We start from the raw sequence: 23,644 nt of genomic DNA on the forward strand, positions 1-23,644 counted from the left end.
CTTGCGGTCCGTAATCTGTACGTCCTAATATAAATTGTACTGCTGATTATTTCTGTTTCTTGGTTTCCTCATAATGATGGATGTCTGCCAGTACAGCGTTTACATCAAGTCCGTGTACCATACATGCCTCCTCAAGAGACTCACCGATAGAAGACGGACAACCGATGCAGTGCATTCCTTCCTGCATAAGAATGTATGCGATCTTCTCATCGTATGCAAGCATCTCGCCCATTGTTGTTTCCTTTGTGATTTCCATGATCTATATTCTCCCTTCTGGATCTGTAATCTTACCCGGAATCCCGGTTTACTGGTTTTTTCCGCAGTTATAATATCATTATAACTGTATCTTCCATAATTGCAAGCCTAAATTTATTCTTTTCATTTTCTGTATTATACCCACTCAGGCAGCAGTTTCCTTTTTTCCCCTGCTCCACTTTTTCATCACATAAATATAATACGGGATCAGAGGAATCAGCGCTGCGATCCATGCGGCAGGATCCGCCAGACATACACCTGCAAAACTTGTTTTTCCTGCAACAAACATAACGATCGCACTTCTTGCCGCCAGTTCAAACACACCGCCCAGCATGGGAACCAAGCCATATCCCAGTCCCTGAAGTCCGTTTCGGTAGAGGAAGATACTTCCAAGGAACGGATATGCCCAGAATACCGTATGAAAATAAGTAACAGAAACATTAATAACATCCGTCTGGGACTTGTCAATAAATAACCAGGTCATGTACTTTCCGAAAAAGAACATTATGATCATAGTGATCACACTCCAGATCAGGACCATGATCTGGGTATATTTCATTCCTGCTTTTACACGGTCCATCTTTCCGGCGCCCCGGTTCTGTCCTACATAGGTTGCCATCGTCGCACCAAAAGCTACAAATACCGTTGCAATGATATTCTGTATTTTTCCCGCAGCGGAAAATCCTGCCATATATACAGAACCGTAAATATTTACCGCACCCTGCACAATAATGGTTCCGATCGCTGTGATGGAAAACTGAAGTCCCATGGGAATACCAAGGGCCAGCAGATAACGGAAGCTGGTAAAAGAAACTTCAAAGTTTTCTTTCTTCAGATGCAGGATCGGGAACTTTTTGATAATATAGATCAGGCAGCAGACTGCGGAAATTGCCTGCGCGATAACCGTAGCATAGGCACAGCCTTCCACTCCCATCCCGATTTTTACAATAAACAGAATATCCAGGAACACATTGATCACTGCCGAAATGATCAGAAAATACAGCGGAGATTTTGAATCTCCAAGTGCACGGAGAAACGCTGCCAGTGAATTATATGCCGCTGTTACAATCAGGCCTGCATAAATAATTCCCATATATCCCTTCACAGATCCCATCAGATCCTCCGGTGAATTCATCAGCCGCAGAATCGGTTCATTCAAAGCCTCAAAGCCAATGGTCATCACAATGGCAAAGGCTGCTGCCAGATAAATGGACATAGCTACGTAATGACGCATCTTATCATATTGCTTCGCCCCGAACCACTGGGATACCAGAATGGCAAAGCCACTGCTCAGTCCGTTAAGCCATCCGGTAACAAAAAACATCAGTGAACCGGTGCTTCCGATTGCAGCCAGCGCATCTACTCCCAGGAACTGCCCCGCAACAATGGAATCCGCAATGTTATAAAACTGCTGAAAAATATTTCCGAGACACATGGGAATCATAAAGCGGATGATCAGGCTCACCGGATTTCCCACGGTCATATCATTGGTCTTGTCCTTTGTCAATTTCAGTCCAACTCCTTTTCCACAAATATAACTATCTTTTATTTTTTAAAAACAATCAATTTACTGATCACATAATTCAATACGATCACAACCACCTGAGCAACAAGTTTCACTGCCATGCTGTTAAATCCAAGCCAGGTGATAAATACCGCAAGGATTGCTTCCTCCACAATCAGAGTAAAGAGCCGTCCTCCGAAAAACGAAGCCATCTGCTTTAAAAATCCGGCGGCGGAATCCACCTGCCCATCGAATACCCATGTCCTGTTTGTAAAATACTGGAACAGTACGCAGACCACCCAGCAGATCACATTGGCAATCAGCGCATTCATGCCCAGGCCCTTATCCAGCCATGCATACAATGCAATGTTCAGAAAAAATGTGAGCCCTCCAAAGAACAGATACATCAGAACTTCCTTATGTTTCTTATAAAAAGGTTCAAATATATTCAGCACCGGAAGATGCATCAGTTTATCAAAAATGTCCTTCTTTTCCTCCACATCCATACCCTTTCTCCTATTCAGTTTAAGCCGTAGCTTTATCATATGTAAACTTATATAACATAGCAAAAAAAATCCCGAATGTCAACGCATTCCAGGATTTTTCTGTTTCTGTATTTGTATCAGAACTGCTCTTTCACTCTTCACTCAGGCCTTCACAGCCCAGCGCATCTTCGTGGATCTGGCGCGCCCATTCTGTGCACATTCCTGTGCGGAAGGACGGATCACATCTTTTGAATAGTCGGAATAGATGCCGTCTTTATAACCCTGCTTTAAGGCTTTCTTTACCAGCTTGTCCTCTCCGGAATGGAAGGTAAGGATTGCTACACGGCCGCCTGGCTTCAGCGCTCCGGGAAGTTTTTCCATAAAATCATAGAGGACCTCGAATTCCCGGTTCACATCAATACGCAGTGCCTGGAAAACTCTCTGGCATGTTTTTTTCACCGTGTCTTTCCTCTCTTTTTCAGGAAGGAAGGACAATGTCTTCTCAATGACTTCTCGAAGCTTCGTAGTGGTATCTATGTGGTTTCCTCTGCGGATCTCATCTGTGATGGCCTTCGCGATCTCCTCACAGTACGGCTCATCGGAATTCTCATCCAGCATTCCTGCAAGCTCTTCTCTTGAAATGGTATCCAGACGCTGTGCTGCGCTGATCCCGGTTTCCTGGTTCAGCCTTAAATCCAGAGGACCATCCACCTTAAAGGAAAAGCCTCTCTTGGGATTGTCGATCTGCATAGAAGACACCCCAAGATCCGCAAGGATAAAATCAAAGCCTCCAACTTCCTCTGCGATCTCATCAATGGTGCAGAAATTCTGGAGTTTAATTGTCAGGATATTTTCTCCGAATCCCTGCTCTGCCAGACGTTTTCTTGTCTTGGCAGATTCTTCCGGGTCCACATCCGTGGCGTACATGTGTCCCTGACCTCTCAGACATTCCAGCATGGCCTTTGTATGCCCACCGTAACCAAGTGTAGCATCAAATCCAACCTGTCCCGGCCTGATCTCCAAAAAATCAATGATCTCTTTTACCATAATGGAAATATGCATTCCAGCCGGTGTGTTTCCCTTGCTGATCACATGTTCAATGGTATCCTTATACTTTTCAGGCTGAAGCTCTTTATATTTCTCCTCGAATTTCTTCGGATATTTTCCTTTATATCGTACACGTCTCTTATGAGGTGTCTGTGATTCCTGATTCATAAAATTCTCCTTATCCTCCGGCTTTATCTGCCCTGTTTCTTTCATGATACCATGAATCCTATTTTTCGTAAACCGTCGGAATACTTCAAAAAATATCATAAAGAAAAAAAGCCTCTGACAATCTGTATTTCTACAGACTGCCAGAAGCTTTATATATGCTCAGACTGAAACTTCAGCCTGAAATGTATTCTTACTTATGCGTTCTTCTTAGCGATTGCTGCCTGTGCTGCTGCAAGACGAGCGATCGGTACACGGAACGGTGAGCAGGATACATAGTCAAGTCCAATCTCGTTGCAGAACTCTACGGAAGACGGATCTCCACCGTGCTCACCGCAGATACCTACGTGAAGTTTCGGGTTAACCGGTTTTCCAAGCTGGATTGCCATCTTCATGAGTTTACCAACGCCAACCTGATCAAGTTTAGCAAATGGATCGTTCTCGAAGATCTTAGCATCATAGTATGCGTTAAGGAACTTACCAGCATCATCACGGGAGAATCCGTATGTCATCTGTGTAAGGTCGTTTGTACCGAAGCAGAAGAAGTCAGCCTCTTTAGCGATATCATCAGCTGTAAGAGCTGCTCTCGGGATCTCGATCATAGTACCAACCTCGTACTCAAGGTCAGAACCTGCTGCTTTGATCTCAGCATCTGCTGTCTCTACAACGAATTTCTTAACATATTTAAGCTCTTTGATGTCACCAACAAGCGGAATCATGATCTCCGGTTTGATGTTCCAATCCGGATGATTCTTCTTAACGTTGATAGCTGCGCGGATAACAGCGCTTGTCTGCATCTTAGCAATCTCTGGATAAGTAACAGCAAGACGGCATCCACGATGTCCCATCATCGGGTTGAACTCGTGAAGGGAAGCGATGATTGTCTTGATCTGCTCTACAGTCTTGCCCTGAGCATCAGCCAGTTTCTTGATGTCCTCTTCCTCTGTAGGAACGAACTCATGAAGTGGCGGATCAAGGAAACGAATTGTTACAGGATTTCCTTCAAGTGCCTCATAGAGTTTCTCGAAGTCTCCCTGCTGCTCCGGAAGGATCTTAGCAAGTGCTGCTTCTCTCTCCTCTACTGTCTCAGAGCAGATCATCTCACGGAATGCATCGATTCTGTTGCCCTCAAAGAACATATGCTCTGTACGGCAAAGACCAATTCCCTCTGCACCAAGCTCACGAGCTTTCTTAGCATCAGCAGGAGTATCAGCGTTTGTACGAACTTTCATTGTTCTGTACTTGTCAGCCCATCCCATGATACGTCCGAACTCACCAGCGATCTTAGCATCTACAGTCGGGATAAGTCCGTCATAGATGTTACCTGTTGTACCATCAATGGAGATTGCATCTCCTTCATGGAACTCTTTACCAGCAAGTGTGAATTTCTTGTTCTCCTCATCCATAGCGATATCGCCGCATCCGGATACACAGCAGGATCCCATACCACGAGCAACTACAGCTGCGTGAGATGTCATACCACCACGAACTGTCAGGATACCCTGAGCAGCTTTCATACCTGTGATATCCTCTGGGGATGTCTCAAGACGAACAAGAACAACTTTCTCTCCTCTTGCAGCCCACTCAACAGCGTCCTCTGCAGAGAATACGATCTTACCGCAAGCAGCTCCTGGAGAAGCACCAAGACCTTTACCCATCGGTGTAGCAGCTTTAAGAGCAGCTGCATCGAACTGCGGATGAAGAAGTGTATCAAGGTTACGAGGATCGATCATTGCAACAGCCTCTTCCTCAGTTCTCATTCCCTCATCAACGAGGTCACAAGCGATCTTAAGAGCAGCCTGTGCAGTTCTCTTACCATTACGTGTCTGAAGCATATACAGTTTACCATGCTCTACAGTAAACTCCATATCCTGCATGTCTCTGTAATGTTTCTCAAGAGTCTCGCAAACCTGTTTGAACTGTACGAATGCTTCCGGGAACTTCTGCTCCATCTCGGAGATGTGCATAGGTGTACGAACACCAGCAACTACGTCCTCGCCCTGTGCATTGGTAAGGAACTCACCAAACAGACCGTTAGCACCTGTAGCAGGGTCACGTGTGAAGGCAACACCTGTACCACAGTCATCACCCATGTTACCGAATGCCATCATCTGTACGTTAACAGCTGTACCCCAGGAATATGGGATATCGTTGTCACGACGATATACGTTCGCACGTGGGTTGTCCCAGGAACGGAATACGGCTTTGATTGCGCCTACCAGCTGCTCCTTCGGATCAGTTGGGAAATCAGCACCGATTTTGGATTTATACTCAGCTTTGAACTGGTCAGCAAGCTCATGCAGGTCAGCAGCTGTAAGCTCAACGTCCTGCTTAACACCTCTCTTAGCTTTCATCTCATCGATGAGCTCCTCGAAGTATTTCTTACCAACTTCCATAACTACGTCAGAGTACATCTGGATGAATCTTCTGTAGCAGTCCCAAGCCCAACGCTCATTGCCGGATTTCTCAGCAAGAGTGTTAACAACTTCTTCATTTAAACCAAGGTTGAGGATTGTATCCATCATACCTGGCATAGATGCTCTCGCACCAGAACGAACGGATACAAGCAGAGGATTTTCTTTGTCACCGAATTTCTTACCGGTAACTCCTTCCATCTTGGTAATTGCTTCCATGATCTGAGCCATGATCTCATCGTTGATGGATCTGCCATCCTCGTAGTACTGTGTGCAGGCCTCTGTTGTGATTGTGAAGCCCTGCGGTACAGGAAGACCGAGGTTTGTCATCTCAGCAAGGTTGGCACCTTTGCCGCCCAGAAGATTTCTCATAGTAGCATTACCTTCTGTAAACATGTAAACCCATTTTGCCATTTTACATTTTCCTCCTAATTATTGTTCTTTAAAACATAAAAAATGTATGTTTTCTACGCACATAATTATTTTATAGATTTATCCTTCATTAGTCAAGGTTATTCTTCCAAAAAACAGCAATTTCTCTTGTGAAATATGACAGATTTTCCAGTTATATTTTTCACAGATTGTATTTTTCTCGTTATCATCTGAAAAATGTGCTAAAATAGAAAAAAACATGCAGCAATTCCGAGGTAATATTACCCGAATGCTGTCATACAGGAGGTTTATCATGACACGAACGATTGAAAACAGCTTTCTTAAGATTTCCGTTTCCGATCACGGTGCTGAACTCACCGGCATCTATGACAAGACTAATGACAGGGAGATCCTCTGGCAGGCAGATCCGGCTTACTGGAAACGCCATGCACCTGTACTTTTTCCCAACGTGGGACGTAACTACAAAGATATCTGGCGTCTGAACGGAAAGGAATATCCTTCCAGCCAGCACGGCTTTGCAAGGGACAGCGATTTTATCTGCACGGATATCACCGATACTTCCCTTTCCTTTGTCCTTAAGTCCTCTGAAGAAACCTTGAATGTTTATCCGTTTGCTTTCGCTCTGAAGATCACCTACACTCTGAAGAAGCACGACCTGGAAGTATGCTGGGAAGTAGTTAATAATGATTCTGAAACTATGTATTTTACCATCGGCGGCCATCCGGCATTCCGTGTTCCGGTACGTGAAGGCGAATCCCAGAGTGATTACCGTCTTGCTTTTGAAGGCCTGGACACTCTTACCTATCTCCTTATCGATACGTCTGTAGGAACAGTCCTTGCTGACGAGCCACATACACTTTCCCTTGAAAACGGAACCTGTTCCATTGCTCCTCATATGTTTGATAAAGACGCTCTTGTTTTTGATAACGGCCAGATCCAAAAGGCCGGTATCCTCTTCCCGGACGGAACTCCATATCTGACACTTACCAGTGAGGGCTTCCCGAATTTCGGTATCTGGTCCGTACCCGGTGCTCCCTTCGTATGCCTGGAGCCGTGGATGGGACGCTGTGATGACTGTGGTTTTGAAAAGCCTCTTTCCGAAAAAGCAAATATCAATGTGCTGAAACCGGATGAGGAATTTATCAAGAGCTATCAGATCACCGTACACTGAGCTATGATAAAAAAAGATCCGCCATACATCAGCTTTTTCAGCTGTCTGTATGACGGATCCTTTTATTTATCTTACTGTCTCAATACGCTCTTATTCTCTCACAAAATGATACTGATAAGCTCTGTACTCCCCAAACTCTGCAGGAAGCGGCATTCCACCATGCATCAGAGCAGCTCCGGAATAGATCCTGCCGGTAGTCTGTTCCTTATAAAGTGCACTCTCATCAAGGCCGCGAAGCTGCACATAATTCACAGTCATATTTCCATGGATCTCCTCCATGACAACATTGAGCAGAACTTCTTCCTGAGAATTTCCAACGATCTCCCATGCACAGACCTCACTCTTAAACGGATCTGTCAGACGATAGTACCGTCCGTTCTGGATCAGTGGCGCATATTTACGGAATTCCCCGATCTGGCTGCGGACCTCATCTTTTTCTTCCTCAGTCAGCTTCAGAAGATCCAGCTCGTAGCCGAAGGTTCCGGACATAGCAACCACACCTCTGGTATGTAACGGAGTGATCCTTCCTGTCTGATGGTTCGGCACTGCAGATACATGTGCTCCCATGGCCGATACCGGATATCCGAAGGAAGTGCCATACTGGATCCGAAGCCTGTCTATAGCATCGGAGTTGTCGCTGCACCAGATCTGCGGTGTGTAATACAGCATACCTGCGTCAAATCTTCCGCCGCCGCCGCTGCAGCCCTCGATCAGAAGATCCGGATAACGGTTCACCATACGATCCAGAAAATCGTACAATCCCAGGACATAATCATACATTACACGTCCCTGATCCTTGGTCATTACGGAAAATACATCCATCAGGCTTCGATTCATGTCCCATTTAACGTACTCAATATTGGCATTATCCAATACCGCACTGATCTGTCCAAAGATTCCGTCTACAACTTCTTTTCTGGAAAAATCAAGTACCAGCTGATTTCTGGATCTCACTGGTTTTCTTCCCGGAATCGTAAGTGCCCAGTCCGGATGCTCACGGTAAAGATCACTGTCCTCAGAGATCATCTCAGGCTCGATCCAGATACCGAATTTCACTCCAAGGTCATTGACTCTTTTTACCAGTCCGCCGAGAGTCTCTCCAAGCTTCTTCTCATTGACATACCAATCCCCAAGACCACTGTTGTCATCGTCACGTTTTCCAAACCAGCCGTCATCCAGAACCAGCATATCGATACCAAGGCTCCTTGCCTCTTTTGCCAGATTATATAAAGTCTCCCCTGTAAAATCAAAATATGCTGCCTCCCAGCTGTTTACCAGCACCGGACGGACCTCTGTCTTATATTTACCACGGCAGATATGATGACGGATGCAGCTGTGCAGATTCTGGGAAAGACGGTTCATTCCCTGATCTGTGTAGCTTAAGATCACCTCAGGTGCATAGAAGGTCTCCCCGGCTTCCAGCGGATACCGGAAGCACTCCTCCTGTACACCAAGGAGCATTCTTGTCTGATTGTACTGATCTTTAAGAACCTCACCCTGGAAATTTCCACTATATACAAAGGACATAGCATAGCAGCCTCCATGATCCTCTGTTGTGTCCTTCTCTGCCAGGATCATCATCGGATTATACTGATGGCTGGATGTGCCACGGACACTGCCGATCATCTGACTTCCATGAGCCACCGGTACTCTCTGCAGATTCCGCTCCATGGCATGTCTTCCGTAAAAAGTAAGCAGGTCATAATCTCCGTAAAGAAAATCCAGTTCTGCGGACATCACCTTGTTCACATAGATCTTCTCACTGCTCTGATTGCGGATATAGACGCTTCTTGTAATGATATCCAGTTCCGGAAGTACACCGTAAAGAAGCATGGCCTCCACGCCAGTAGCCGGATCCTCCAGTACGATCTCCAGAGTCTGTGCCTCATCATTATCTGCATAAACCGCCGGAAGCCCCGGAAGGCTGTATTTACCGTCACGGATAGTATAGTTCTTGTAACGCATATCACAGCTCATGCTTCCGTCACCGTTTTCCAGCATCAGTGATGCACTGCGGAAATCTCCGTTTCCGTAGCAGGAAAGCTCCTGTGGAAGAGAGTCCATGGAATAGGTTCTGTCTGTTCCCGCATCATAGGGATTTCCGGAAAATCCTCTGTCATAGTAGGTCAGAAGATAATCCATGCAGCCTTCTGCCTTTTTACCATAATAGAGATGAAGAAGAAATCCGTACTGATCCACCTGCATCTGATATGTAGTTTCTTTTGTCTGCAGGGTAAACGTTCTGTCTTTCTCGCAGTAGATGATTCCCATATGTGAATCCTCCTTTTTCTTGTGTTTTTATTTTACGGCACCGTTTACAACACCATTTAAAATATGCTTCTGGCAGATCAGATAAAACAGAAGGATCGGAAGCAGTGCCAGCAGATAAGAGGCAAACGCAAGGTTATAGTTTGTTCCGAACTGAGTCTGGAAATTCAGCTGTGCCAGAGGCAATGTGGTTCCACCCGTAGATCCGGACATGATAACCAATGGAGTCATAACATCATTCCAGGTTCCAAGTGCTGTCAGAACTGCCACTGTGGCATGCATCGGCTTCATGATCGGAAAGATGATCTTCCAATATGTTTTCCAGGTGCTGGCTCCATCCACACAGGCAGCCTCCTCAAGGGCCATTGGAATGTTTGTCAGATATCCGGAATAAAGAAGCACGTTCATAGGCATATAAAATACCGTGTAAAGAATGATCACACCGACTTTGTTATCAAGGCCCATCTCAGCAGTCTGCTTTACAAGCGGCATCATCAGGATAGCAAACGGAACAAACATACCGCTCACTACATAGAGATAGATAAATTTATAAAATTTACTTCTCTTGTTTCTGGCTATAGCATAACCTAAAAGTGAATGAATTACAATAGCAAGAACCACTGTGATCACAGTGATCAATACACTGTTTCCAAGAGAATGCCAGAAGTCTGTTACCTCCATAGCTTCCCTGAAATTGGCAAGACTGAATTTCTCTGGCAGAGACAGGATCCCGGCTACACTGTTGGTCATCTCTGTCGGCTGCTTGAATGCGATCACAATTGTCATATAAAGCGGAAATACCACTGTGATAAGGCCAAGGATCAGAAGGATCGTTACCGGCCAGTTCGCTTTTTCTCTTACTTTCGTTTTCATTACAGCTGCTCCTCCTTTTTCCCTGTGATAGTCAACTGCACTGCAGAAATGATCACGATCACAATAAAGAATATAACCGCATTGGCACTCTGGAATCCAAACTGACCGCCACTCATACCATTGTTATAGATCAGATAGGAAATGGATTCTGTACTCTGTGCAGGACCACCCTTTGTCAAAGCCATGATCTGATCAAATACCATCAGGAAGTTTTTCACACAGAGAACCATGTTGATGCTGAAAAACGGAACGATCAGCGGGAATGTCAGGTAACGGAACTTGCTGAATCCGGTAGCACCATCAATAGCGCCTGCCTCGTATACATCCTCCGGCACTGTCTGAAGACCGGAAATGTAGATGATCGTATTCATTGCAATGGACTGCCATGCACACACGATCACGATGGCAACCCATGCCAAGCTCGTACTGGAAAGCATGCTGGAAGACAATGTTTTATTTCCGACCATCTTTCCGAATGCAGGCAGGATATATGTAAAGAAATAATTGAAAATATATCCTACGACCAGTGCGCCAAGTACATTAGGAATAAAATAAGCTCCACGCATTGCACTCTTGAAACGGATCTTGCTGTTCAGTCCAAGTGCCAGGATCAGGCTGAGTACATTCGTTACGATAGTTGCCACGATGGCCAGCTTAAAGGTAAACAGATAGGAACCGCCAACACGGCTGTCTGTAAAAAGATCCTTATAGTTTCGAAGTCCTACCCAGTCATAGCTTCCATAGCCTTTAAAGTTCGTAAAGCTGTAGATCACACCCTTGATCAGAGGCAGTGTGTTAAAGCAGAAAAATAATGCCACGATCGGAATGGTGATCAGAAGAAAGGTCAGCTTTCTTCCACTCATAGATTTTTTTCCCATGATCAGTTCTCTCCTTCCCCGTTCTTCTCCTCATAGTCCTGTACTTTACGGATAATGTCACGGTTATATCTTGTCCAGTCTGTATCAAATTTTTTCAGGAATGCATCTTTATCCTTTTTCATCAGGAAGGTCTGGATCTGTGCATCCACAGCCATCTCTGTAGGATAATAATGATCCTGGTAGTCGGCCATCCTTCCCTCTTCTATGTATTCCTTCATACCATCCAGAGTAGAGGGAAGTGTGAAATCACCCTCTTTACAGGGAACTGCCTTCTGGTCATCCAGATATGTCTGTATATTCTCATCCTCAAGAAGGAAATCCAGCACTTCATATGCAGCTTCCTTATTCTCACAGTCATCCATCACACAGAACTGAAGGTCAACTCCGGAATTCAGTTTGTTTTCTGACGGATCATTGCTTGCCGGTGTTACAAAAGAATCAATATCCATATCCGGATTTACACTCTGAATCTGTGGGATCGCATAGCTTCCGATGGGATACATGGCAGCCTCCCCTTTTGCAAAAGCGGTGCAGGCTCCATTGTAATCATAGGCAAAGGGATCATCCGGTCCATACTGGATAAGCTCCAGCATACGGTCTGCTACTTCCTTATACTCTTTTGCAAAAGTAGTGTTTCCCTGGTTTACCTGGCGGCATACATCGGCTGGTGCAAGATCTACCGCAATAGAATTCCACGGTGCAAGACAGGTCCAGGTATCTTTAAATCCGAAATAAAGCGGCTGGATACCTGCATCCTGAATTTCCTGGCAAAGGCTCATAAATTCATCCCATGTAGTCGGAATCTGCCAGCCATGCTCCTTGAAAAGCTCACGATTGTAAAGGATTCCGGCGGCATTGGCCACGTAAGGAACCGCATAGACTCCGTCTTCCGGAACGAATTCCAGCGCTTTATCAATTTCTTTATATGCATCTTTGATCGAATCCAGTCCCTGATAATCGGAAATATCCATCAGCATATCAGAATCAATAAAATTGGAAAAGTTAACATCGCCTCCGATTCCAATGATATCCGGATTATCCTCACGGATAAATCTTGTCTTCAATACAGTCATAGCATCGTTTGGTGATTCGATGGTAAGATGGATATCATCATGAGTGGCATTGAATTTTTCTTCCAGTTTTTCAAATGCCTTAACCGCTTCCGGTTTATACTGCACAAGTTCGATCTCTGTCTTTCCGCTGTCCTTTTTACCTGTGCCGCATCCGCTCAATGTAACGGAAGCTGCCATGGTAAAGGCAAGTCCCATACAGAGGATCCATTTACTTCTGTTGCGCATCTTGTAATGCTCCTTCCTTTTCCTTTTATTTGATAAGTCGGATATCACCCATTTAACTGATATGGCTATCCGGGCTCTCCAATACTTATTCTCTGGTTTCTTTTTTCTGAAAGCTATTTTAACATAGCTTTATGCTTGCATAAATAGCAGTGTTTTTCTTGTTTTATACCAAAATGCAATTTTTCTCTGTCTTCATTAAAGTCATCTAGCATTTTGATATATTTTACGCCTATATCACTACTTTTATCTAAAATTAGTATATTCCGAATTTATCGAAAATCAACAAGTTTCTCGAGAAACTTAATTTTCTCACAAAGTTTTATCGATTATCCTCCTCTTTTTAGTATATTTTACAGGCTGTTTTTGTAATTGCATTTTTATACATATGTTGAAGTTCCCTGCTGTTTTAATATATAATGTTACTGAAACCAGACAAAATCATACGCCTAAAGGATAAAAATATGAATGACCTTCTCTTCTCCGTTTTTCCAAATGAAAACTTTGTTGATATCGGACTATACCAATACGGCTGGGAGCACTGCGCTCCGGCACATTCATTCGGCCCGGCCGCACGAAACCATTATATTTTTCATTATGTGATCTCCGGTACCGGAACTCTGATGGCAGACAATTCCGCAGGAGAGACCATCACCTATCAGGTAAAAAGCGGCCAGGGTTTCATGCTTTTTCCCGGTCAGATCAACACCTACATTGCAGATACCGACTTTCCATGGGAGTACACCTGGGTGGAATTTGACGGGCTCCGGGCAAAAGAGATCGTGGAAACTGCAGGTTTAAGTCCGGACCATCCGGTCTATCACAGCCACTCTGCAGATCTCCGCCAGAAAATGATGGAGGAAATGCTTTATATCAGCCATAATTCCCAGGAATCACCCTTTCATCTTATCGGACATACCTGGCTTTTTCTGGATTACTTTATGCGCTCTACTGAAACTGTCCGCATGAAACAGGATGGAAGTATCCGTGATTTTTATATCAAGGAGGCGCTCTCTTTTATTGAACAGAATTTCCAAAATGATATTTCCATTGAGGATATCGCAGCCTGCTGCGGCCTGAACCGAAGCTACTTCGGTAAGATCTTCCACGACACCATCGGACGTTCTCCCCAGGAATTCCTGATCAGCTATCGCATGACCAAAGCTGCAGAACTTCTTAAGATCACAGCCCTGTCTATCGCAGATATCGGAAATGCAGTCGGATATCCCAATCAGCTGCATTTTTCCCGGGCTTTCAAAAATGTATACGGAATGTCGCCAAGAAACTGGCGGATGAAAAACAGACTTATTGAAAAAAAGCCTCCGGCCAGAAAATAACCGGAGGTTTTTTATTAAAAAATTTATTTACTTAAAATGTAAATTTATCAGCAAAGTATGCATCAAGCTCATCGATCTTCACACGTACCTGCTCCATAGTGTCACGGTCACGGACTGTAACTGCACCGTCATTCTCAGACTCGAAGTCATAAGTGATACAGAACGGAGTACCGATCTCATCCTGTCTGCGGTAACGTTTACCGATATTTCCACGGTCATCGTACTCACAGTTGTACTTCTTGGAAAGCTGCTGGTAGATCTTCTCAGCACCCTCGTTAAGCTTCTTGGAAAGCGGAAGCACACCGATCTTAACCGGTGCAAGTACCGGATGGAAATGAAGGACTGTACGGACATCGTTCTTCTCTTCATCCAGAACTTCCTCATCGTAAGCGCTGCAGAGGAAAGCAAGTACCATACGGTCTGCTCCAAGTGATGGCTCGATAACGTATGGGATATATTTCTGTTTCTTCTCATCATCAAAGTATGTGAGATCCTGGCCGGATACATTCTGATGCTGTGTCAGGTCATAATCTGTTCTGTCAGCGATTCCCCAGAGCTCACCCCATCCGAATGGGAAAAGGAATTCCACATCTGTGGTAGCCTTGCTGTAGAAGCTCAGCTCTTCCTTATCATGGTCACGGTAACGAACCTCATCATCCTTAAGTCCGAGAGCACTCAGCCAGTCAAGGCAGAACTTCTTCCAGTATGCAAACCACTCAAGATCTGTATCCGGCTCGCAGAAGAACTCAAGCTCCATCTGCTCGAACTCACGGGTACGGAATGTGAAGTTACCCGGTGTGATCTCGTTACGGAAGGATTTACCGATCTGGCCGATACCAAACGGGATCTTTTTACGGGATGTTCTCTGTACGTTCTTGAAGTTTACGAAAATACCCTGTGCAGTCTCCGGTCTTAAATATACAGTATTCTTGGCATCTTCGGTAACACCCTGGAATGTCTTGAACATCAGGTTGAACTGACGGATATCTGTGAAGTTGTGTTTACCACAGCTCGGACATCCTACCTCGTGTTCTTTGATGAAGTCCATCATCTTCTCCTGGGACCATGCATCTACGCTTCCCTCAATGGCAATGTCATGCTCTGCACAAAAGTCCTCAATGAGCTTATCTGCACGGAAACGCTCGTGGCACTCTTTACAGTCCATAAGAGGATCAGAAAATCCGCCAAGATGTCCGGAAGCGATCCATGTCTGCGGGTTCATAAGGATCGCACAGTCAACACCTACATTGTATGGAGACTCCTGAATGAATTTCTGCCACCATGCACGTTTTACGTTATTTTTAAGCTCTACACCGAGATTTCCATAATCCCATGTGTTTGCCAGGCCGCCGTAGATCTCGGAACCCGGGTAAACAAATCCTCTGGCTTTTGCAAGAGCTACGATCTTTTCCATTGTCTTTTCCATGATTTCTCTCCTCTTGACTTGCAGCTGTTCCGCCAAATGCGTCCGGAAAGCTCCGGAAAAAGCTGCTTTTTTACATTTTTGGTCTTATTATACTAGTATCCTCATGATTTTTCAAGGATATTTCCATTTGCATTGCATCCTGTCCTGCTTTTGAAAAATAAATCGTTACGGTTATTCCGCAGCCGGCAGTGATCTATCTCATCAATTCCAGGATCTCCAGACTTTTAAACCGCTTGTCTGTATTCAGCTCCGTATACCGGTAAATGTGGCGTTCCAGTTCCCGCAGCACATCATCCCGCACTGTAAACGTATACAGCTTTGCCAGGGGGGACACGGCTATGTAGCGCATGGCATACAGGGCAGCCGCTGAGATCCGTTTCCTGTCCATGGCCATCCTACTGCAGTCCGCACACAGGATCCCATGCTCGTCCTGGGAGAAAAAAAGTTCTCCGGTTTCTTCCTCCGTAAGCTCTCTCCCGCAGCCCGCACACTGAAACAGCTGCGGCATCACGCCCTGGCTCACCATAGTCCGCAGTTCATAGATACAGCGCACCAGCCGGTCTTCTATATGAGGATTCAAAATGGCTTTGATGGTCACATAGAGAAGATTCATCATCTCCTTCTCATCCGTTCCCTCTTTGCCAAAATAATCTGCCAGCTCCAGAAAATAATATCCATAGTAAACCCCCGGCTGCCGGGTGGCCAGCTCCACAAAATGATGCTGCACGCTGACCTGGTTCAGATTATAGCTTGTCCTTCCCTCATAAAGAGTAAAGCTTCCGAATACAAACGGGTTAGCTGCTGCCATGAACGGACTGTTCTGCCGTCTCGCTCCCTTGGCAAAAGCGGAGATCTTCCCCCTCTCTCTTGTGAGAAGGACGATCCGCTTGTCATAATCCCCTACCGGCATGGCAGAAAGTACCACTCCCTGTACGGTAATCAGATCACTCATTTTCAGATTTCTTTCTTATCATATCCAAAGTTCTTGATCAGGAAATCACTGTCTCTCCAGTTCTTAGTCACCTTGACCCAGAGCTTTAGGTTTACCTTTGCTTCCAGCATACGCTCCAGCTCATAGCGGGCATTGCTTCCGATCTTTTTCAGCATGGCACCCTGTTTTCCGATGATGATGCCTTTGTGGGAATTACGCTCGCAGATGATGGTCGCATCAATATCTATGATGTTGCTTCTTCCCGGACGTTTCTTCATCCGGTCGATGGCAACGGCGATTCCGTGAGGGATCTCCTCATCCAGTGCATGCAGAGCCTTCTCACGGATAATCTCTGCGGCGATCTGGCGCTGAGGCTGGTCGGTAACAGTATCTTCATCATAGAACATCGGTCCGTACGGAAGATATTTGAAAATACTTGGAATGATATCCTGTGTGTTTTTTCCGCGGAGGGCAGAGCAAGGAATGATCTCTGCAAAATCACAGATCTTACGGTAGGTATCGATCGCAGGAAGAAGCTCTTCTTTTTTTACCGTATCGATCTTGTTGATGATGAGAATCACAGGAACTCCAACCTTCTGCAGCTGCTCGGCAATGTGGCGCTCTCCCGCACCTACGAATGTGGATGGCTCCACCAGCCACATAATGGCATCTACTTCCTTCAGGGTTCTCTCCGCAACCTGTACCATGTATTCTCCAAGCTTGTTTTTTGCCTTGTGGATACCCGGTGTGTCCAAAAATACGATCTGTCCCTCATCACAGGTATACACGGTCTGTATCTTGTTTCTGGTTGTCTGTGGCTTGTTTGATGTGATGGCGATCTTCTGTCCGATAAGATGGTTCATCAGCGTGGATTTTCCAACATTCGGTCTTCCGATGATCGCAACAAAGCCTGATCTAAAATTGTTATCCATTCTTTATCCTCTCATAATCCTTTCACAGCCTGCTATCCCATTTAACGGACAGCAGGCTTTGTTTCTCCTCAGCCGATCAGTGGCTTCACTTCCATGAATACATCTTCCGCCTTCTCTATTGCAGTCTCACTTCCTACTACGCAGATCTGATCATCGGAAAGTACTGCTTCTACAAGAGCTGCCAGTTTCTGGATATCCTCCTTCTGCGCTCCGAGGATCTGATTTCTTTCCTTCTGGAGCATATCCTCTGTAACATTGGAGAAATATGCGGTTTTTGAGATACTTCCCTGCATCTGCGGAGTTCTCGGCACATCCTTGTTGCTGATCGTTCCGATGATATATTTTGTCATCTCACGCTCGTCTGCCTCAAAGGCACGGATATAATCCGGCACTCCCTGGTATACTTCCAGGGTTCTCTTTAGATGGGGATCACGGTAGGATACCAGGAAGCTCTCTCCGTTTCTCTTAAAGCCGCTCATGCAGCCATACGCTCCACCCTTTACACGAAGGTTGATCCAGAGATAATCGTAGCTTAAGATCACTTTCAGGATCTCCAGTGCACCGGTATACTCCAGGCCTTTTTTGCGGAAGTTTCCGTTCTGTGCCACATACTGGACCTGGCCGGAAGTCTTGAAGGCTTCGTTTTTCTTTATGCAGGGGGCCTGCTTCACAGACTCCGGCTTCTGTCCGTTAAACAAGACTTTTTTGATCCCGGCAGCCTGTGCTTTTACTACATCCAGAGATTCTCTCTCTCCAGTATAGCTTACACAGAAATTCTCCGGACGAAGGACCTCTTCCATCACCTTACGGAGATTTTTCACGATCTCATCCTTGCAGCTGTCAAAATCCTTCTCCAGTTTTTCGATAAACTGATAATATCCGATTCCTGCCATCTCATCCTGGAATGCCGCCATCGGAGATGCGTAGGAAGCACCACGGAGAACGGCGGTGGAATGGCCTGCACTTGCAAGGCTGGCCTGGGCTCTGGATCTCACTCTGGCAATGATCTCGTAGAGACGTTTGGTGTCATCCAGCTTCGAAGTTGTAAGAACCTCCCGGATCATGGAAAACATGAAATCCATCTCCGGATATAACGCTTTTCCTCTTACGGCAAACATGGCACGGAATGCATCGGTATCCTGGGCATCATCAAAAACCTCTATCCCATAGGCAATACCGCCGGTTCTCGCATTCACTTCATTAAACAGCTCGCCATACGTGTAATTCTCCGTATCCACTGCACCAAGCACAGATTTCAGAAGTCCCAGATAATGGACTGTATCAACATCAAAGTCATGGATCTCAAAAAGAAGATCCGCATAACCGATACCATTGGTGCACACATCATGATACAGAAACAAGCTGTCCTCCACATGGTGCTCCTCGTTTGTCAGCCCTGTGATCTCTTTTTTGATGTCTTCTCTGGAGAGCATGGGGATGCAGGTCAGCGCTTCCGGAGCTTCCTCCGCTTCCTGATAAGCCTCCAGCGCTTTGGTGTGCTCTACCATCCGGGTAAGCTCTTCATCAGAAAGGCTCTTTCTGTAATTCTCCAGCTTTTCTTCCAGTTCCTTATCCCTCTTTGCTGCAAGGCCCTTCTCCGGTACCAAGGAAAGGATTGCACCATGAGTGTTGCCCAGAAGATATTTTCGGATCAGCTCCTCAAAATATCCCTCTTCCAGGGCTTTCTTAAGGAACTCAAAGCCCTCCAGAAGCTGCACCTCACAGAACGGCTTCGTATCATCATAAAGCCAGCTGCTTAAAATATCCAGGCCATACATCAGCCCCTTCGGATAGGAAGAAAAATCTGCTTCGCGGAAACGGAATTCATAGTAATTGATTCCGGCTGTTACCGCCTTTTTGTCGATGCCTTCCTCTGCGATCTTTGTGAGGGTGTCACGGATCACTTTGACAAATTCCTCTTTCTGGCTTAAGTTGGCTCCCTTTGCCACGATGGAGAAATAGGTCTGTTTGATGCCATCCTCAAAAGAACCATAGATATCTTTGCCGATCTTTGCATCCAGAAGTGCCTGCTTCAGCGGTGCACCAGGTGCGCTTAAAAGTGCGTAATCCAGAACCTCGAAAGCAAGACTTAAGTTGATATCTGCTGCCTCGCCCACAACCATATTGTAGGAAAGATAGGTGTTATCCTCTTCTCCTTCGTCCTCTGATACCGGATAATTTTTCCGGATATCTTTTACCTGGGCAAAAGCTTCCTGATCCCGGATCTCGGAATCAATAGTAAGGGAATCAAAAGCAGACAAATAATGGCTGTCAATAAACTCCAGTTTCTCCTCCATATCCATGTTTCCATAGAGATAGATAAAACTGTTGGACGGATGATAATATTGTCTGTGAAAATCCAGAAATTCCTCGTAACTGAGATCCGGGATATTTACCGGATCTCCGCCGGACTCACAGCCATAGGTGGTATCCGGGAACAGAGAATTCATGATCTCTCTCTCCAGAACATCGTCCGGTGAGGAAAAAGCACCCTTCATTTCATTGTAAACGACACCGTTGTATTTCAGCGGGCCTTCTTTTTTCTCCAGATGGTAGTTCCAGCCTTCCTGACGGAAGATCTCTTCTTTTTTGTAAATATTCGGATAGAACACGGCATCCAGATATACATGCATCAGATTCTGGAAATCCCGGTCATTGCAGCTTGCTACCGGGTAGCAGGTCTTATCCGGATAGGTCATGGCATTAAGGAAGGTATTAAGAGAACCTTTTACCAACTCCACAAAAGGATCCTTAAGCGGAAATTCCCTGGAGCCGCACAGTACGCTGTGTTCCAGTATGTGAGCAACACCTGTGCTGTTTTTCGGCGGTGTACGGAATGCAATGTTAAAAACCTTATTCTCATCACTATTCTCGATGAGCATCACTCTGGCTCCTGTTTTTTTGTGTCTCAGAAGCCATCCTTTTGAATGAATATCCTGAAGCTCCTCTTCCTTCAGGACTTCATATGCGTTCAGATGATTGGGATTCATAAAATAGTAACCTCCTGAATGTTTCTCTTCACACCCGATATGAATCTTCGTTCAAAAAATCTCAGAATATTTTATCGGATGCATGGCAACAAAAGGCTGCCTGAGTAGTCAGACAGCCTGAAACGGAAGCTCTCCGGCCTCCTAAATGTTTCCTTCGTTGGGATAATACTGCCTGTAGATCTCTCTGGCAGCTCTTGTGATGATTCCAAGCTCAGCTTCCATTCCAAGATTAGCCGGAAGCTCCACAGCTGTTTCCCTGATGTCTCTCTGGACCTTGGCCTTCGCACTGTCCTCCTTGATGTGGATCAGGCCGAAAATCGTTGTGTTATAGGATTTATCTGTCTGACAGAGATCCATGTAGACCAGAACCAGATGACAGCATTCCCGGTAAAGAAGCTCCTCATAAAGGCCGCCCTTTTCCTGGAACTCCTGAAATTTCAGCTTCTTAAGATACTTGCCTATCTCTTTCTTCGCACTTCTTGTACCAAAGAATCTGGAAGCGGAATTCCGGTTAAACTCCATGGTCATCCAGAGACCGAGATAACCGTCTGCCCTGGTATCACCAGTCTCAGCTTTATCGCTGTAACGGATCTCCCAGAGTTCCTTGCGGATCCTGTTTTCTTCCGGTTCTTCTCCTGCTGCAATGGACTGCTCCAGAAGCTTCAGGCGCTCCATGGGATCTTTCTCTCTATAGTATTTCGCAATTGTTGGTGTATCCATTCATTCTTCCTCCTGATATCTGAATATTATATCAGACAACTTGCCAAAAATACACCCCTATCTGTGATTTCGAAGCTTTTTCCCAGGGCTTTTCACTTTTTTTCCGCGGTTATCACATAGATATACATTGCGGATATACCACAGGGTCTTATCCTCTCCGTATTTATCCAGGATCCGGAGAAGTCCCTCCAGCTCTTTCTTTGTCTGTGGGTGGATAAACCACAGCTTCTCCTTGCTTTTCAGAAAATACTGCAATGGTTCATGATAGGTATATTCCTCTCCCAGATAGTTTCTGGAAGCACTGATCCGGTCCATGACCATTTCCGCCACATATTTTCTGGGCATTCTGGCTCCCATGATCACATGCTCACCGTCAAGGGAATAGTCTACCCAATGTTCAAAATGGTGTCTGTTTCTTCCCTTATGGTGCAGCCAGGACATGGATACGCCGGTTGCCTCACGTTCTGCGTTGTTGGGGCTTCTTGTACCCTGATAATATTTACAGCCTACCAGAAATTCCGTCGGGGAATATTTGGACAGGTCATGAAGCAACCCCTGCTTATATAACCCGATACGAAAACAATATTTCATCACCAGAAGCTTATGCCTCGTGATGGTCCTGAAGTGCAGCCACGGGTGCCATGATCGCATCTTTCTCCGCCTCCTGTCTGCCCAGCAATACCACAATGGCGCGGGGGCCTATTTCGATTGATTTTTTATATTCTTCTTCCTCCTCCAGACAGAATCCTGTTCCGTGAAGAGAGGTATCTGCGATTTTTTTCCAGCACATGCCTTCCGGGAGATTGGGCAGAGCAAGGCTCCGGTTTTCCCAGTGGAAATTATAGCCGATGTAAATAAAATCATCCTCTGCAGCCTCCAGATCCTCTTTTTCCCTTGCATAGGCTCCGTAGTACATCATACCAAGAAGCCTGCTGGTATTCTCATAGCTCAGATACCAGGCACGTTCCCCGTGAAGAGACACATCCGGGAACCCCTTGGTCAGATAATCTACCCCTTTCAGTTCCACCGGCATATGAAGAACGGGATGGGCTTTACGAAAAGCAATGGCATCCTTTACAAATTCCCTCAGTCCCTGGTTTCTGGAAAGGCCCTTCCAGTCTGTCCAGCCGGTAGCATTATCCTGACAGTAGGCATTATTGTTTCCGCTCTGGGAATTGCCGAATTCATCGCCGTGATAGATCATGGGAACACCCTGACTCAGCAGCATCATCAGAAAGGCATTTTTGATCTGGCGTTCCCTCATCTGACGGACGGAAACCTTACGGGTAGGGCCTTCCACACCGCAGTTCCAGGAATAATTATAGCTGCTTCCGTCCTGATTGCCTTCGCCATTGGCCTCGTTATGTTTATAATTGTAGCTCACCAGGTCATTCATGGTAAACCCGTCCTGGCAGACCATGTAATTGATCACTCCATGATTCTCGCTGTTATGACGGATATGCCATGCTGCAGCCTCCACCATACCTTCATCGCTTTTCAGGAAACGGCGCATATCCTGGAGAAAATTCATATTGCTCTCCGCTCCGCAACGTCTGGCCGGGAGCTTTCCTCTGTAAAAATGATCAAAATCAAAGCCCTGGAAGATCAGTTTTGCTCCGGAAAGGATTCCATCCCGAAGAAGCATCTCCCGGTTAAAGCCCTCTCCCAGCACATGAAATCCATCTACATGGTAAAAATCTCTCCAGAACTGCAAAGCTCGAAGAGCCATCAGGCTGTCTGTTTCCTCCGGAAAATAGAATTCCATGATACAGGCAATGCCGTTCTTGTGCAGCTCCCGGATCATATACCGAAATTCCTGCTCCGGTTCTCTGGTGCTGCAGTAAGCACTCTTCGGGCTGAAATAGAAGCCGGATGCATAGCCCCAGTAATTCACTACATTTTCCTTTCGACGGGTCTTGATGTGTTCACTGCCTTCCTTCGGTTTATTGATCGGAACCTCACAGAATTCATAGGCAGGCATCAGTTCAATGGCATTGATCCCAAGTTCTTTCCAGTAAGGGATCATCTCTGTCAGGCCAAGAAAAGTCCCCTTATGGGAAACCATCTTTCTGGCAAGCTTCGTATAACCACGGACATGAAGCTTGTACAGGATCATATTTTCATATTCTACTGCCGGTGCAGTTTCATTTTCCCAGCCGGAAACATTCTCATTAAGGAAGCGACAGCGGACCTCCTTTTCCGGATCGTAAGGTACTCCGAAATGCTCTCTCCCGTGAAGTCCGTATGCATACGGATCCTGCACGATCTCACCGTCTATTTTATAATTATATTCAAACTCCTTCAGAGAAGCACTGCACAGCTTCAGTGCCCACACACGTCCTGTATGGAAATCCTTTGGAAAAACGATCTCCACCGGTGCGGCAGCTCCTCTTTTTTTATATAAAAGCAGGGATACTTCAGAATCCTCCGATGCCTCCACTGCAAAATTATAACCGCCCTCCATTTTGTTGGCTCCAAGTATCAGCGGCTGACCTTTCTCCACTCGACCTAATCTGCGGCTTGCCAAGGCAACTCCTCCTTTTCTCTTTTTATTATTCAA

Annotated in this window: 18 protein-coding genes; 2 read left to right on the plus strand and 16 right to left on the minus strand. The window is 45.7% G+C overall.

The features are described from left to right. Positions 1-46: 46 nt before the first annotated feature. The 5 genes from DMI82_RS00330 to ppdK form a co-directional block, all read right to left on the minus strand. Positions 47-256, minus strand: a complete 210-nt coding sequence (locus tag DMI82_RS00330) for a DUF1858 domain-containing protein (protein WP_021650997.1) — start codon at positions 254-256, stop codon at positions 47-49. A 144-nt stretch (positions 257-400) separates the two neighbouring features. Beyond that, positions 401-1,738 carry an MATE family efflux transporter gene (locus DMI82_RS00335; RefSeq protein ID WP_110102117.1) on the minus strand — a complete coding sequence of 446 codons (1,338 nt, stop codon included), beginning with the start codon at positions 1,736-1,738 and terminating at the stop codon, positions 401-403. A 62-nt stretch (positions 1,739-1,800) separates the two neighbouring features. Beyond that, positions 1,801-2,265, minus strand: coding sequence for a GtrA family protein (locus tag DMI82_RS00340; protein WP_015525821.1), 465 nt, complete (start codon positions 2,263-2,265; stop codon positions 1,801-1,803). Positions 2,266-2,406: 141 nt separating this feature from the next. Further along, entirely contained in the window at positions 2,407-3,459 is a 1,053-nt protein-coding gene (gene rsmH / locus DMI82_RS00345) for a 16S rRNA (cytosine(1402)-N(4))-methyltransferase RsmH (RefSeq protein WP_110102119.1), read from the minus strand. 194 nt (positions 3,460-3,653) lie between these two features. Further along, positions 3,654-6,284, minus strand: coding sequence for a pyruvate, phosphate dikinase (ppdK, locus tag DMI82_RS00350; RefSeq protein ID WP_110101998.1), 2,631 nt, complete (start codon positions 6,282-6,284; stop codon positions 3,654-3,656). A 271-nt stretch (positions 6,285-6,555) separates the two neighbouring features. Here ppdK and DMI82_RS00355 point away from each other — a divergent pair, with 271 nt between their 5' ends. Further along, positions 6,556-7,434 carry an aldose 1-epimerase family protein gene (locus DMI82_RS00355; protein WP_015525818.1) on the plus strand — a complete coding sequence of 293 codons (879 nt, stop codon included), beginning with the start codon at positions 6,556-6,558 and terminating at the stop codon, positions 7,432-7,434. A gap of 90 nt (positions 7,435-7,524) precedes the next feature. On the opposite strand, the gene DMI82_RS00360 is transcribed toward DMI82_RS00355, so the two are convergent. From DMI82_RS00360 to DMI82_RS00375, 4 genes are read right to left on the minus strand one after another with little or no spacing between them, the layout of a single operon-like run. After that, a complete protein-coding gene (locus DMI82_RS00360; protein ID WP_110101999.1) occupies positions 7,525-9,705 on the minus strand; it encodes an alpha-galactosidase in 2,181 nt (726 codons plus the stop codon). A 27-nt stretch (positions 9,706-9,732) separates the two neighbouring features. Then, positions 9,733-10,575, minus strand: a complete 843-nt coding sequence (locus DMI82_RS00365; RefSeq protein ID WP_015525816.1) for a carbohydrate ABC transporter permease — start codon at positions 10,573-10,575, stop codon at positions 9,733-9,735. Next, a complete protein-coding gene (locus DMI82_RS00370) occupies positions 10,575-11,453 on the minus strand; it encodes a carbohydrate ABC transporter permease (RefSeq protein WP_110102000.1) in 879 nt (292 codons plus the stop codon). The genes DMI82_RS00365 and DMI82_RS00370 overlap by 1 nt, the downstream gene beginning before the upstream one ends. A 2-nt stretch (positions 11,454-11,455) precedes the next feature. After that, positions 11,456-12,751 (minus strand): ABC transporter substrate-binding protein, encoded by a 1,296-nt coding sequence (locus DMI82_RS00375; RefSeq protein WP_015525814.1) that lies wholly within the window; start codon positions 12,749-12,751, stop codon positions 11,456-11,458. Between the two features lie 461 nt (positions 12,752-13,212). Here DMI82_RS00375 and DMI82_RS00380 point away from each other — a divergent pair, with 461 nt between their 5' ends. Next, entirely contained in the window at positions 13,213-14,085 is an 873-nt protein-coding gene (locus tag DMI82_RS00380; RefSeq protein WP_022426301.1) for an AraC family transcriptional regulator, read from the plus strand. 31 nt (positions 14,086-14,116) lie between these two features. Here the strand turns inward: DMI82_RS00380 and DMI82_RS00385 are convergent, their stop codons facing one another. The 7 genes from DMI82_RS00385 to DMI82_RS00415 form a co-directional block, all read right to left on the minus strand. Continuing rightward, positions 14,117-15,511: a glycine--tRNA ligase gene (locus DMI82_RS00385; protein WP_092069375.1), complete on the minus strand. Its 1,395-nt coding sequence runs from the start codon at positions 15,509-15,511 to the stop codon at positions 14,117-14,119. Positions 15,512-15,704: 193 nt separating this feature from the next. Then, positions 15,705-16,463 carry a DNA repair protein RecO gene (gene recO / locus DMI82_RS00390; protein WP_110102001.1) on the minus strand — a complete coding sequence of 253 codons (759 nt, stop codon included), beginning with the start codon at positions 16,461-16,463 and terminating at the stop codon, positions 15,705-15,707. Positions 16,464-16,465: 2 nt separating this feature from the next. Continuing rightward, the gene (gene era, locus DMI82_RS00395) at positions 16,466-17,374 is read right to left on the minus strand and encodes a GTPase Era (protein ID WP_015525809.1); all 909 of its coding nucleotides are present in this window, start codon (positions 17,372-17,374) and stop codon (positions 16,466-16,468) included. A gap of 68 nt (positions 17,375-17,442) precedes the next feature. Further along, entirely contained in the window at positions 17,443-20,364 is a 2,922-nt protein-coding gene (locus tag DMI82_RS00400) for an insulinase family protein (protein ID WP_110102002.1), read from the minus strand. Positions 20,365-20,505: 141 nt separating this feature from the next. Further along, on the minus strand, positions 20,506-21,084 hold the full coding sequence (locus DMI82_RS00405; protein WP_110102003.1) for a DUF6553 family protein: 579 nt from the start codon (positions 21,082-21,084) through the stop codon (positions 20,506-20,508). Positions 21,085-21,141: 57 nt separating this feature from the next. Then, positions 21,142-21,735 carry a DUF5662 family protein gene (locus DMI82_RS00410; protein ID WP_021977109.1) on the minus strand — a complete coding sequence of 198 codons (594 nt, stop codon included), beginning with the start codon at positions 21,733-21,735 and terminating at the stop codon, positions 21,142-21,144. Further along, positions 21,686-23,611: a Type II secretory pathway, pullulanase PulA and related glycosidase gene (locus DMI82_RS00415; protein ID WP_227573899.1), complete on the minus strand. Its 1,926-nt coding sequence runs from the start codon at positions 23,609-23,611 to the stop codon at positions 21,686-21,688. The genes DMI82_RS00410 and DMI82_RS00415 overlap by 50 nt, the downstream gene beginning before the upstream one ends. Positions 23,612-23,644: the final 33 nt, after the last annotated feature.

Origin of the sequence: Blautia sp. BCRC 81119, from assembly GCF_003184505.1 — a bacterium.
Classification (GTDB): domain Bacteria; phylum Bacillota; class Clostridia; order Lachnospirales; family Lachnospiraceae; genus Blautia_A; species Blautia_A fusiformis.

Excerpts from the sequence above, each read along its gene's own strand:
- DMI82_RS00330 (WP_021650997.1), bottom strand. The coding sequence starts at position 256 with ATGGAAATCACAAAGGAAACAACAATGGGCGAGATGCTTGCATACGAT.
- DMI82_RS00335 (WP_110102117.1), bottom strand. The coding sequence starts at position 1,738 with ATGACCGTGGGAAATCCGGTGAGCCTGATCATCCGCTTTATGATTCCC.
- DMI82_RS00340 (WP_015525821.1), bottom strand. The coding sequence starts at position 2,265 with ATGGATGTGGAGGAAAAGAAGGACATTTTTGATAAACTGATGCATCTT.
- rsmH (WP_110102119.1), bottom strand. The coding sequence starts at position 3,459 with ATGAATCAGGAATCACAGACACCTCATAAGAGACGTGTACGATATAAA.
- ppdK (WP_110101998.1), bottom strand. The coding sequence starts at position 6,284 with ATGGCAAAATGGGTTTACATGTTTACAGAAGGTAATGCTACTATGAGA.
- DMI82_RS00355 (WP_015525818.1), top strand. The coding sequence starts at position 6,556 with ATGACACGAACGATTGAAAACAGCTTTCTTAAGATTTCCGTTTCCGAT.
- DMI82_RS00360 (WP_110101999.1), bottom strand. The coding sequence starts at position 9,705 with ATGGGAATCATCTACTGCGAGAAAGACAGAACGTTTACCCTGCAGACA.
- DMI82_RS00365 (WP_015525816.1), bottom strand. The coding sequence starts at position 10,575 with ATGAAAACGAAAGTAAGAGAAAAAGCGAACTGGCCGGTAACGATCCTT.
- DMI82_RS00370 (WP_110102000.1), bottom strand. The coding sequence starts at position 11,453 with ATGGGAAAAAAATCTATGAGTGGAAGAAAGCTGACCTTTCTTCTGATC.
- DMI82_RS00375 (WP_015525814.1), bottom strand. The coding sequence starts at position 12,751 with ATGCGCAACAGAAGTAAATGGATCCTCTGTATGGGACTTGCCTTTACC.
- DMI82_RS00380 (WP_022426301.1), top strand. The coding sequence starts at position 13,213 with ATGAATGACCTTCTCTTCTCCGTTTTTCCAAATGAAAACTTTGTTGAT.
- DMI82_RS00385 (WP_092069375.1), bottom strand. The coding sequence starts at position 15,511 with ATGGAAAAGACAATGGAAAAGATCGTAGCTCTTGCAAAAGCCAGAGGA.
- recO (WP_110102001.1), bottom strand. The coding sequence starts at position 16,463 with ATGAGTGATCTGATTACCGTACAGGGAGTGGTACTTTCTGCCATGCCG.
- era (WP_015525809.1), bottom strand. The coding sequence starts at position 17,374 with ATGGATAACAATTTTAGATCAGGCTTTGTTGCGATCATCGGAAGACCG.
- DMI82_RS00400 (WP_110102002.1), bottom strand. The coding sequence starts at position 20,364 with ATGAATCCCAATCATCTGAACGCATATGAAGTCCTGAAGGAAGAGGAG.
- DMI82_RS00405 (WP_110102003.1), bottom strand. The coding sequence starts at position 21,084 with ATGGATACACCAACAATTGCGAAATACTATAGAGAGAAAGATCCCATG.
- DMI82_RS00410 (WP_021977109.1), bottom strand. The coding sequence starts at position 21,735 with ATGCGATCATGGCACCCGTGGCTGCACTTCAGGACCATCACGAGGCAT.